The organism is Nocardioides sp. P5_C9_2, from assembly GCF_054049555.1.
This window is the reverse complement of sequence record NZ_JBFUMD010000068.1, coordinates 1-11,311: the sequence shown is the minus strand read 5'-3', so window position 1 is coordinate 11,311 and position 11,311 is coordinate 1. Positions and strand designations below refer to the sequence as shown.

Annotated in this window: 9 protein-coding genes; 5 read left to right on the top strand and 4 right to left on the bottom strand. The window is 73.9% G+C overall.

Annotated elements, in window-relative coordinates:
• Together ACXJKL_RS05455 and ACXJKL_RS05450 are read right to left on the bottom strand one after the other, a co-directional pair.
• Window positions 1–1,023, bottom strand: a 1,023-nt coding sequence (locus ACXJKL_RS05455) for an SDR family NAD(P)-dependent oxidoreductase (protein ID WP_457206044.1), incomplete at its 3' end; no start/stop codon positions are given.
• 84 nt (window positions 1,024–1,107) lie between these two features.
• Window positions 1,108–1,770: a response regulator transcription factor gene (locus tag ACXJKL_RS05450; RefSeq protein WP_457206043.1), complete on the bottom strand. Its 663-nt coding sequence runs from the start codon at window positions 1,768–1,770 to the stop codon at window positions 1,108–1,110.
• 91 nt (window positions 1,771–1,861) lie between these two features.
• Between ACXJKL_RS05450 and ACXJKL_RS05445 the strand changes: the two genes are divergently transcribed.
• From ACXJKL_RS05445 to ACXJKL_RS05430, 4 genes are read left to right on the top strand one after another with little or no spacing between them, the layout of a single operon-like run.
• Entirely contained in the window at window positions 1,862–2,761 is a 900-nt protein-coding gene (locus ACXJKL_RS05445; protein ID WP_457206042.1) for an ABC transporter ATP-binding protein, read from the top strand.
• Window positions 2,758–3,393: an ATP-binding cassette domain-containing protein gene (locus ACXJKL_RS05440; RefSeq protein WP_457206041.1), complete on the top strand. Its 636-nt coding sequence runs from the start codon at window positions 2,758–2,760 to the stop codon at window positions 3,391–3,393. Before ACXJKL_RS05445 ends, ACXJKL_RS05440 begins: the two co-directional genes overlap by 4 nt.
• Window positions 3,390–5,729 carry an FtsX-like permease family protein gene (locus ACXJKL_RS05435; RefSeq protein ID WP_457206040.1) on the top strand — a complete coding sequence of 780 codons (2,340 nt, stop codon included), beginning with the start codon at window positions 3,390–3,392 and terminating at the stop codon, window positions 5,727–5,729. The genes ACXJKL_RS05440 and ACXJKL_RS05435 overlap by 4 nt, the downstream gene beginning before the upstream one ends.
• Entirely contained in the window at window positions 5,726–8,800 is a 3,075-nt protein-coding gene (locus ACXJKL_RS05430) for an FtsX-like permease family protein (protein ID WP_457206039.1), read from the top strand. Before ACXJKL_RS05435 ends, ACXJKL_RS05430 begins: the two co-directional genes overlap by 4 nt.
• Window positions 8,801–9,015: 215 nt before the next feature.
• Here ACXJKL_RS05430 and ACXJKL_RS05425 read toward each other — a convergent pair whose 3' ends face one another.
• Window positions 9,016–9,708, bottom strand: coding sequence for a response regulator transcription factor (locus ACXJKL_RS05425; protein WP_457206038.1), 693 nt, complete (start codon window positions 9,706–9,708; stop codon window positions 9,016–9,018).
• A 226-nt stretch (window positions 9,709–9,934) separates the two neighbouring features.
• Between ACXJKL_RS05425 and ACXJKL_RS05420 the strand changes: the two genes are divergently transcribed.
• Complete coding sequence (locus ACXJKL_RS05420) at window positions 9,935–10,117, top strand: hypothetical protein (protein ID WP_457206037.1); 183 nt, start codon at window positions 9,935–9,937, stop codon at window positions 10,115–10,117.
• On the opposite strand, the gene ACXJKL_RS05415 is transcribed toward ACXJKL_RS05420, so the two are convergent.
• On the bottom strand, window positions 10,092–11,042 hold the full coding sequence (locus tag ACXJKL_RS05415) for a GNAT family N-acetyltransferase (protein ID WP_457206036.1): 951 nt from the start codon (window positions 11,040–11,042) through the stop codon (window positions 10,092–10,094). The two genes, ACXJKL_RS05420 and ACXJKL_RS05415, sit on opposite strands and share 26 nt — an antisense overlap.
• Window positions 11,043–11,311 lie beyond the last annotated feature (269 nt).

The following is an 11,311-nucleotide window of genomic DNA, read 5'->3' as shown; positions in this document are numbered from 1 at the left end:
CTGGACGTCGGGCAGCAGGCCGCCGGCGTCGACGGCGGTGCCGGCGAGGTGGGCGTCGAGCGAGGCGTGGCCGGCCGACAGCGAGAGCGCGGTCAGGGTGGCGGCGTTGTGGGCGGCCAGGGCCGAGGCCTGCGACTCGCCCTCGTGGTGGGCGACCGCGGTGTCCGACAGCGCGCCGGCGATGACCGCGGGGTGGGCCTCGCTGATCCGGTCGAAGGTCACCATCTCCGGCAGCACCCGGCCCTCGGGGAGCGGAGCGTGCTCGGCCTCGACCAGCGGTGCGTAGGACCCCGGCGTACGACGCACGGTCTGGCACGCGTTGTTGATGAGGATGTCGAGCGGGCCCGACGCGGCGACGTCGTCGGCCAGCGAGACGACCTGGGTGGGGTCGCGCAGGTCGATGCCGACGACCTTGAGGCGGTGGAGCCAGTCCTCGCTGTCGGGCAGGGAGGAGAAGCGCCGGACGGCGTCCTTGGGAAAGCGCGTCGTGATCGTCGTGTGCGCGCCGTCGCGCAGCAGCCGCAGGGCGATGTACATGCCGATCTTGGCGCGGCCGCCGGTCAGCAGCGCGCGCTTGCCGGTCAGGTCGGTGCGCTGGTCGCGCTTGGAGTGGCTCAGCGCCGCGCACGAGGGGCACAGCCAGTGGTAGAACGCGTCGACCAGGGTGAAGTCCTGCTTGCAGATGTAGCAGCCGCGCGGGTTGATCAGCTCGCCGGCGAAGGCGCCCGGCGCGGTGGAGACGAGCGGGATGCCCGACGTCTCGTCGTCGATGCGCACCGGCGACCCGGTCGCGGTGAGCTCGGTGATCGCCCGGTCGTGGGCCAGCTCCTCGGCCCGCTTGCGCAGCTTGCGTTCGGCCTTGATCGACTTGTACATCCCCGACGCCGCCCGCTTGAGCGTCACGTGGTCGGGGTGGTCACCGGGCAGGTGGTGGACCTGCCGGAGCACGCGGAGCGCGGTCGCCAGGTCCTCCGGATCGATGCCGGTCTCGATGCCGGTGTCGATGCCGGGCTGCTCAGTCACCGGAGGATCGTACGGCGGGGGCGCCGGGCGGGCGGATTCGCCGACGCGGTCCGGGTCAGGCGGCGCGGGTCAGGCGGGTGCGGGTCAGGCGGTGCGCTCGCCGACGGCGTCCTGCTGGCTGGTCAGTCGCACCCGGTCGGCGCGCAGGCCGTGGGCGACGCCCCACAGGACGGCCTTGGAGCGGCTGTCGACGTCGATCTTGCGGTAGCAGGACCGGATGTAGGACTTGATCGAGTTGACCGACAGCGAGGTGCGCTCGGCGATCTCGAGGTTGCTCAGGCCCATCGTGATGAGGGAGAGGACCTCGGCCTCGCGGGCGGTGAGCCCCTCCTCGCGGCCCGGCCAGTCGCCACCGATGAGGCGGTTGCCCTTGGGGGCCGGCGAGACGATCACCCGTCCCGAGGCGATGGCCTCGAGGGCGTCGACGAGCTGGGACGCGGTCAGGCTCTTGGAGAGGTAGCCCGACACGCCCTGCTCCATCGTCTCGCGGGCCAGCCAGGGCTGGAAGTTCCACGTGTAGACGACGACCTTGCCGACGCGCGGGTTGTTGAGCAGCCGCGCCATGCCGGGACCGTTGCCCTGCCCCATCCCGAACGTGTCGTACAGCGCGATGTCGACCTCGTGGATGATGTTCTTCTGGGCGGCGAGCTCGACGATCTCGACGCGGTCGCCGTAGTTGCGCAGCATCGCGTCGAGGCCACGGACGACGACCTCGTCGTCGTTGACGAGCGCAACTCGGATCACCATGGCAGCACTCTACGTCGCCGACCGGACTGTATGTTCACTCCGGTCATCGTCGGACGAGCGRTCCGACGACGAGTCAGACGAGGGGAGCCCGGTGCAGGACCACGCGTTCGCGACGTCGACGGACGTCGCCGCACCGCCGGTCGGCGGTCTTGGCGTCCGGTGCGAGGGGGTGGTCCACCTCTACCGCACCTTCGGCGGCCACGACGTCGTCGCGCTGCGCGGTGTCGACCTGGCGATCGCCCCGGGCGAGCGCGTCGCCTTCCTCGGCCCCAGCGGCTCGGGCAAGTCGACGCTGCTGACCCTCCTGGGCGGCATCCAGAAGCCCAGCGCCGGACGGATCTTCCTCGGCGACGAGGAGATCTCCCGGATGGGCGAGCGCTACCTCGCCCGGATCCGGTCGCGCAGCGTCAGCACGATGCTGCAGGGCGCCACCCGCAACCTGCTGCCCTACGCCACCGCGCGGCAGAACATCGCCTTCGCCCGGCTCTCCCTCAGCAACGCCGAGCGGCGCGACGCGATGCTCGACGGCGAGCTGCTCGGCCGCGTCGGGCTCGAGCAGCAGGCCGACCAGGTCGTCTCGACGATGTCCGGCGGCCAGCGCCAGCGCCTCGCGCTCGCCTGCTCGGTGGCCACGTCGCCGCGGCTGCTGCTCGCCGACGAGCCGACGAGCCAGCTCAGCCACGAGGACCGCGACCACGTCCTGCACCTCATCCACTCCCTCGGCGACGACTTCGGCACCACCATCGTCGTGGTCACCCACCAGCCCGAGGTCGCCGCGACCTTCCCGCGGACCGTGACCATGAAGGGCGGCCGCGTCGGCTCCGAGGGCCGCGAGGGCTCCGAGTACGCCGTCGTCGGCGAGGACGGCGTCCTGCACCTCCCGGCCCACGTGGCCGCGGAGTGGCCGCCCGGCACGCTGGTCCGCTTCGAGGAGGACGAGTCCGGGCGGCTGGTCGTCAGCCGCTCCAGCGGAGAGGGAGCACCCGCGTGAAGGACCTCACCCTCGACCACGTGACCTACGTGGCCGGCCGCACCCTGCTCGACGACGTGTCGCTGACCTTCCCCGCGGGCCAGGTCACCGCCCTGTCGGGACCCAGCGGCTCGGGCAAGACCACCCTGCTGTCCATCGCGGGCGGCCTGCTCGCGCCCACGTCGGGAACGGCGTCGTACGCCGGCAGCTCCACCTGGACGGGCACAGGCGACCCGCGTCCCGAGGTCGCCTTCGTCCTCCAGGTCTACGGCCTGGTGCCGATCCTGTCGGCCCGTGAGAACGTCTCGATCGCCCTGCGCGCCCGCGGCGTTGACCCTGCCGACGCCGACGAGCACGCCGAGGCGGCCCTGGCCCGGTTCGGCATCGCCGACCTCGGCGAGCGCCAGGTCGAGGAGCTCTCGGGCGGGCAGATGCAGCGCGTCGCCTGTGCCCGCGGCTTCGTGGTCGCCTCCGGGGTGCTGCTCGCCGACGAGCCGACCTCCGAGCTCGACGAGGGCAACCGCGGCGTGGTCCTGGCCGAGCTGCGCGAGGAGGCGGCGCGGGGCGCCGTCGTCGTCGTCGCCACGCACGACCCCGCGGTCGTCGAGGCCTGTGACGTGCACTTCGCGCTCGACGAGGGCCAGCTGGTGTGACCCGCTTCCTGCGTGGGGCCTGGAGTCGTCGCGGCGCCCTGGCCACCCTGGTGGCGATGACGACGGTCGTCGTCGGGGGCGCCGTGGGCGTGCTCGGCTTCGCGGCCGCCGCCGGGACGTCGCGGCTGCTGGCCGCCCCGCTGCTGCTGCTCGGTGCCGTCGCCGTGCCGAGCATCGGCGCCGAGCTCGCCACCGCCCGTCGCGAGGAGATCGGCCTGGCCAGGCTCCGCGGCATCCACGGCGCCCGGCTGTGGCGCTTCCTGCTCCTCGAGCCCCTCGGCGCAGTCGTCGCCGGCACGGTGCTCGGCCTGGTGGTCGGCGGCCTGGTGACGGTGGYGTCCACCTCGCTGTGGCTCGGCGAGGCGGCCGACCCGCTCGACCGGACGGCGGTGCTGACCGCGCTCGGTACCGCGCTCGCGGGCCTCGTGATCGTGGTCGTCTCCTCGGCCGCCGCGCTGCGCGAGCCGCTGGCCGTGCAGGTGGCGACCCGGCAGCGGCCCCACCGCGCCACGACCCTGGTGGTCTTCCTGAGCGTGCTCGTCATCGTCGGGGCCGGCGTCGCGGCGTACCGCTCCCGGACCCTGACCACCGACGACCCGGACGCCCTGGTCCTGCTGGGGCCCGCCCTGGTCGGCCTGGCCCTGGGTCAGGTCGCGATCTGGCTGCTGCGCCTCGGTGCGCGCGTGTCGACCGTCGGCACCGCCAACCGGGGCATCGCGCCCTTCCTGGCCACCCGGCGGCTGGCCCGCGCCGACGACCTGGTCACCCCGCTGCGCCTCGTGGTCGCGGCCGCCGTCGTCGCCACCCTGGCCACGACCGGCGCCCTGGCCGTCGACGACTGGACCGACACCGAGTCCCGGATCGCCGGGGCCGGGCCCACCTCGGTGGCCGTCGACGGCGGGGCCCTGGAGGCGGTGGCGCTGACCCGTGCCCTCGACCCGGCCGGCGAGCACCTGATGGCCACCGCCGTGGTGCCCAACCTGGACCGCCTCGCCGAGCGCCGGGCGTACGTCGACGCCAGCCGCTTCGCCGCGGTCGTCGGTGACTTCTACGACGACACCCCGGTGGCGGACGCGGCACGCGCCGTCCCCGACCTGGCCTCCGACCTGCCCGACCTGACGCTGCGCGGCGACCGGCTGACGGTGTCCGCCTCGTCCCTGGAGAAGGGCGACGGCGACAGCCGCGGAGTGACCCTCGAGGTCGTCTACGTCGGCAACGACGACGCGCGTGGGTCCGTCCTCGTCGACCTCCCCCTGGAGCGCACCGGGGCGCGGGTGACGCGCAGCGTCCGCCTGCGCGGATGTGCGGACGGCTGCCAGCTCGCCGGGATGTCGGTGAGCCGGCTCTTCGCGAAGCACAGCGGTGTCTTCACCTTCGACACCACCCCGGTGACGGTGCTCCTCGAGCGGATCGAGGTGGGTGACCTCGACCTCGCCCGGCTCCCCTGGCAGCCCGACGAGGGCTCCATCCGCAACAACCTGAACCGCCAGTTCCTGCGCGGCACCGTCGACCCGTTGCGTCGCGTGAGCGCCAACCGTCCCGACGGGCTCGAGGTGTCCCCGCTCGTGGACGGTCCGACCGGGCTCGTCCTGACCGCCGCCACCCAGCCCCTGCGGGTGATCTCCGCAGGCACGGCCGACCCTGCGCCGCTCGACCTCGGCAGCGGCGAGCGCCCGGCCGACCCGCTGGGCGAGTACGCCGCCCTGCCGCTGGTCGGCGGGGTCGGTGTGCTGGCCGACCTCGGTGCCGCCTCCGTCGCCTCGGGGCCGACCGTGCCGAGCGCCGAGGTGCGCATCGTCGCGGCGGCCGACACCCCCGACGCCGTGCTGGACCAGGTGGTGGAGGCCGCCGGGTCGCAGCCGCAGTCGCTGGACGACCTGCGCGACGACATCGGCACGGCCGCCGGGGCCGCCCAGGCCCGCGCCTACGTCCTGACGGCCGGCGCCTGCGTGCTGGTCGCCCTGCTCGCACTCGCCGCCGGCGTCGCCCGGCACCGGCGCAGCTACCGCCACGACGTGGCGGCGCTCCGGGTGATGGGCATCGGGGTCGACACCGCCCGCCGGGCCGGTCGCACCGAGCTCGCCGCCCTGGCCCTCCTCGTCGTGCTGGCCGTCACCGTCGGCGGCTGGGTCGCCGTGCAGCTGCTGCTGGGAGGGCTCCCGCTGATCACGCCCAGCGCTGCGGCCCAGCCCCTCGACACCGGGGCCCGGCCGTCGGCCCTCGTGCTCCCGGCGGTCCTCGCCGCCGTCGCCGTGCTGGTGGTCGGCGGCCGTGCGCGCGCCGTACGCGACGCGACCACCCGACCCTCCCTGCTGCGGGACGAGGAACGACGATGATCCAGCTCCTCGCCACCGTCCTGCGCGGACTGCGTGCCCGGGCGCTGCTCAGCGTCGGCTCGATCGTGCTCACCGCCCTGGCCATCGGGTCGGCGGTCCTCGGCCCGATCTTCTCCGAGGCCGTCACCAACTCCTACGTCGTCACCCGGTTGCGCGAGGCGCCGGCCGCGGCGACCGGGCTGACCCGGGTGCTGGAGCTGAAGTCACCGCTCGACCCGCAGGCGGCCCGCGACCTGGCGGTCGCCGAGTCGCAGGCCCTCGACGAGGGTCCCTGGGGCGAGCCCGTCACCACGCTGGTCTCCCAGCGCTACAGCGCCCTGCGTGGCGTGGTCACCTTCTGGGCGCGCGAGGACGTCTGCGCCGGGCTGGAGGTCACCGGCCGCTGCCCCAGCGCCCCCGGCGAGGTGCTGATGCTCAACACGGACGCCGACAAGAACGGGGCCGTCGTCGGGGAGTCCCTGAGGCTGCCGATCTTCGAGCCGGGTGAGATCCAGGGCCAGTACCCCCGACCGCCGCTCGACAGCGTCCGGGTGGTGGGCACCTACACGACGCCGCAGTCTGACGACGTGTGGCAGCGCCCGACCCTGCTCACCAGCACCAACGAGCAGTCCAGCCTCACGGGCGGCTACAAGCCGTACCAGCCGTCGCCGCTCATCACCACCTCCGACACCCTGGCCTCCCTCGGCGCCGGCGAGTGGTCGGTGCGCGTCGACACCCCCCTCGCCGTGCCCGCCGACCTCACCCGCGCCGACCTGGACGCCGCGGCGGCCACGGCCGCCCGCCTGGACACCACCACCGAGGTCACGGGCGGCACCCTGACCGGTGACCCCGACGTCAACAACCTCGGTGCCGTGCGCGACGAGGTCCGCGAGCAGCAGGCCACCGCCCGCGCGTCCATCGCGCCTGCCGTGCTGTCGCTGGTGCTCGTGGCGCTGGCCCTGCTGATGCGCCTGCTGATGGCCGCCAGCGAGATCCGGGTGCCCGAGCTGGCCCTCGCCTCGCTGCGCGGGGTCTCCTCGCGCAAGCTCTGGGTGCTGGGCCTGTCCGAGCCGCTCGTCGTGCTCGCCGTCGCCGCCCCGGTGGGGGCCGCGCTGGGGCTCGGCATGGGCTACGGCCTGACCCGGGCGTGGCTGGTGGACGGCCTGCCGGTGCCGGTGCCGTGGGTGAGCTGGGCTGCCGCCGCGCTGGTCCTCCTGGCCGCGATCGGCGTCGCCTGCGTGGCCGTCGGCCTGGTCGTGCGCGACACGCTCGCCTCGCAGCTCTCCGGCGTACGCCGTCCCCAGGCCTCCCGCCGCTGGTCGGTCGTGGCCCAGCTGGCGCTCGTCGCCCTCGCCCTGGCCGTGCTGGTCTCCAAGCTGGCCTCCGGCACCCAGGGCGACCCGGACGCCACCGACCTGGTGCTGCCCGTGCTGCTGGCCATCGTCGCCGGACTGGCCGCCACCCGGGCCACGGCCTGGCTGGCCACGTGGTGGACCCGGCGCCACCAGCACACCCGCTCGCTCGGCAGCTTCGTGTCCGCACGGGCGATCTCGCGCCGTCAGGAGGGCACCCTGGTGATCCTCCCGGTGACGGCAGCGATCGCGGTGGCCGTCTTCGGTGCGGGCGTCTACGGCTCGGCCGCCACCTGGCGGGCCAGCGTGGCCGCGACCGCCTCGCCCGGCGAGGTCACCTGGACCTCACCGCTGTCCCTGCGCGACACCCGGGACCTGACCCGTCGCATCGACCCCGACGGGGAGTGGGTGATGACCGCCGCCGAGGTCCAGAACCCGGGCGCCAACTTCTCCATCGTCGACGCCGACCGGCTCGCCACCATCGCCGTATGGCCTCCCACCTGGACGCCGGGGCAGAGCGTGGAGGAGGTCGCGGCGAGCATCGCGACCCCGGGCGCCGTGCCGTCCCTCGTCGGTCGCCGCCTCTCCCTCACCATCGACAACCGGGCCCGTACGTCGCGACCCCTCGCGGTCGAGGTGCGGCTGGGATCGGTCGRCGGCACCCCCGAGCGCGTCTACCTGGGCCCCTTCCCGCGCGGCGAGCACACGCTCACCGAGCGGCTGCCGAAGACCTGCGCGACCGCCTGCCCGCTCGAGGGACTCACCCTGGGCGGCGGGGCCGGCACCACCATGGAGATGGAGGGCCGCGCCCGCGTCGTGGAGATCGCCGTCGACGGCGCCCCCGTCGACGGGGCCGTCGACGGCGCCGCCTGGGTCGCGGCCCCCGACTCCCAGGCCCCGAGCTCGATCGCCGGGCTGGACGCCGAGGGGGACACCATCGACCTGGAGCTCGACACCGACGGCGGGGTGGGGATGGCCCGGCTGACGTCGGGGGGCATCGCCCTCAAGCGTCCCGCGGTCCGCGGCGTCGACGTGTCCGGCGAGGCGATCGACGAGCTCGACGGGTCCGGTGTGATCGGCGTGGAGCCGCACGGCACCGCCGAGGGGCTGCCCTTCGTCGGCCCGACCGGCCTGCTGGTCGACTACGCCTCCTTCATCACCGACCGGCCCGTCTACGACAACCTCTTCCAGACCCGCGTGCTGATGCGCGACGAGGCTCCGGCGGAGGTCCGCGACGCCCTGGAGGAGTCCGGGCTGACGGTCGAGACCACGCTGGCCACCGAGCAGCGGGTCCTGGACCAGAGCGCCTACGCCCTCGCGCTGCGGCTGTACGCCGTCGTGGCGGCGCTGGTCCTGCTCATGGCGCTGGCCGGCCTCTTCGTCTCCACGGCCGTGCAGCTGCCGTCCCGGCGTCGGGACGCGGCCGCGCTGCGCGTGGTCGGCGTACCCCGCAAGGCCGTCATGTCCGCCGTCGCCCGGGAGTTCCTCGTGGTGCTCGGCGGCGCGGCGATCGCCGGCATCCTGGCCGGCTCCCTGGCCCAGTACGTCGTGCTGCGCACCATCACGCTCGGCTACGTCGAGGACCTCTCCACGCCCCAGCTCGTCGCCGAGATCTCCCCGCTCCGACTCATGGCCCTCGCCGCCATCGCCGCGGTCGTCCTCGGCGTCGCCGCCTTCGTCAGCGCCTCGCTGACCGTGCGCGGGGCGCGGGGGTCGACGCTGCGCGAGAGCGCCCGCTGACCCGGACCGACTCGTGCCGACCGGGCACTCCCGTACCGCTGGAACGTGCCGACCGGGCACTCTCGTACCGCTGGCGCGTCACTGGCGGCGTACGACGGGTGGATCGGCGTGGTCGTTGTCGTCCGCCGCCAGCTGACGAGGCCGGCGCGAGCTGACGAGCCGGCGCGAACGCGGGGACCGGCGCGACCCCGGGGACCGCGTGCCCCCGGCGGACGTCAGGCGGCGTCGAAGCGGAAGCCCACCCCGCGCACGGTCCGGATCCAGCGGGCCTCGCCGTGCTCGCGCAGCTTGCGCCGCACGTTGGCGACATGCACGTCGACGAGGTGGGTGTCCGTGGCGTGGTCGGTCTCCCAGACCTCGCGGAGCAGGTCGTTGCGGCGCATCACGACGCCCGGCCGGGTCGCCAGCGCGGTGAGGAGGTCGAACTCGGTCCGGGTCAGCTCGACCGGCATGCCGTTGACCTCGACGTCGCGGGCGTGCCGGTCGAGGACCAGACCTGCACCGCCCTCGATGCGGCCCTCCCTGCTGACGCTCGGGGGTCGAGGGGTGCCCGACGTGGCGCGGGGACGGCGGAACATCGCGGCGATCCGGGCCTGCAGCTCGCGGGAGGACACCGGCTTGCCCATGAAGTCGTCGGCGCCGGCCTCGAGCCCCAGTAGGAGGTCGATCTCGTCCTGCCGCTCGCTGACGAACATGATGTAGCAGTCGCTGGTGGACCGGATGCGCCGACAGACCTCGAGGCCGTCGATGTCGGGCAGCGACAGCTCCAGGATCACGAGGTCGGGCTGGAGGTCCTCGAAGTGCGCCAAGGCGGTGCCGCCGCGGGACGCGGTCGAGACCTCGAAGCCGGCCCGGCCGACCACCTCGCTGATGGCGTCCCTGGTGGCCGGGTCGTCATCGACGACCACGGCAGAACGGTGCTGCATCTGTCTTCCCCCCGGAAGTTGTTGCTGTGGGTCACATCCTGACCCGTCGGGCCAACTGTGGAGCGGAACGTGCGTCCTTGCTAGAGGGAAGACGAGGTCGTGGATCGGTTGTTACGGGCTGGGGCGAGATTTGGCAAGACTGTCACTATGTTGACGATTCGTTGACATAGTGACCGAGACCAGTCCCAGACACGAGACGGGCGCACCCATGCTGGCAGCGACCGGGGCCTCCGAGCCCCCCACCATCACGTCCCCATCCCACCTCACGACGTCGGCGTCCGCCGCCGACCGGAGGGCGCCGCGACGTGCGCGCACCCGGGTGGTCGTCGGAGTCGCCGGCGCGATGGTCGTGCTGTCCACCGTGTTCACCTGGGTCGGCGCCGGGAGCTGAGCTCGACGGCACGGTTCACCCACGTGGCGATCGACCGCATCCCCACCTTCTCGTAGAGGCCGAGGGCCCCGGTCCGGGAGTCGGTGCTCAGCTCGGAGATCGTCGCGCCGTGCTCGCGGGCGAGTCTGAAGGCGTCCACGAGGAGCACCTGGGCCAGTCCGCGGCCGCGCTGGTCGCGGCGTACGGCGAGCCGCCCGACGTAGGCGAGGGACCCCTCCAAGGAGAGGTGGGTCAGGGCGACGCCGACCACCGCGCCGGTGTCGTCGGCGACCACGCGCAGGTTCCACGGCTCGAAGCCCGGGCGACCGACGAGGGAGGCGTGGAAGTCCTCGAAGGACTCCCGCTCGCGCTCGGACCACTCGAGGAACGCGTCCTCGAGTACGTCGTGGGCGGCGCGCAGGTCGTCCTCAGCGGCCGTGCGTACGGCGTACCCCGGGGGCAGGTCGCGATCGGCGATCTCGGTGCCCGGGGGGAGCTGGAGGATCCAGCTCGTCCAGCGCACCTCGTAGCCGAGTGCCGCCAGCAGGCGGTCGCCCGGACCGCCTTCGGGGACCGGCATGCCGACCACGGGCGAGCCCAGGCGGCGGCCCAGGTCGCGCAGCCACCAGGCGAGCCAGGTGCCGATGCCGCGCCCCCGGTGCGAGGGGAGCACGGCGGTGTCGGCGCGGTCGGCGCCCATCAGCTCGGCGTACCCGACCAGCACGTCGCCGTCGAGGACGCCGATCGAGCGCACCGACAGGTCGTGGCTGGGCTTGGCCCAGTCACCCACGATGTCGGCCTCCTCGATCTCGACCGCGCCGAGGTCCTCCTGCTCCTGGGCGGCCATCAGCGCGAAGACGGCCCCGGAGTCGTCGCGCGTCAGCGGGCGGGTGGTGAGGCCGGCCGGGAGCTCGGGGGCAGGGTCCGTGTGGGCGGTGCTCGTCATGCCACTCATGATGGATCGCCGGGAGCGTCCCGTCGCGTGAATATCGGACGCCGGCGCGGTCCGGTGGGTGACGTGACGGACGTCGCCGCGACGACGAATCCCACCCCCGTTGCGCTACCCACTACCGTTGACGGGTGGTTGACGATACTTCCCCCGCCCCTTCCGACGACGAGCAGCAGTCCTTTGCCGACCTCGGCCTCGCGCCAGCAGTGCTCAAGGCGCTGTCGGACGTGGGCTACGAGACGCCCTCGGCGATCCAGGCGCAGACC

Excerpts from the sequence above, each read along its gene's own strand:
- ACXJKL_RS05450 (WP_457206043.1), bottom strand. The coding sequence starts at position 1,770 with ATGGTGATCCGAGTTGCGCTCGTCAACGACGACGAGGTCGTCGTCCGT.
- ACXJKL_RS05420 (WP_457206037.1), top strand. The coding sequence starts at position 9,935 with ATGCTGGCAGCGACCGGGGCCTCCGAGCCCCCCACCATCACGTCCCCA.
- ACXJKL_RS05415 (WP_457206036.1), bottom strand. The coding sequence starts at position 11,042 with ATGACGAGCACCGCCCACACGGACCCTGCCCCCGAGCTCCCGGCCGGC.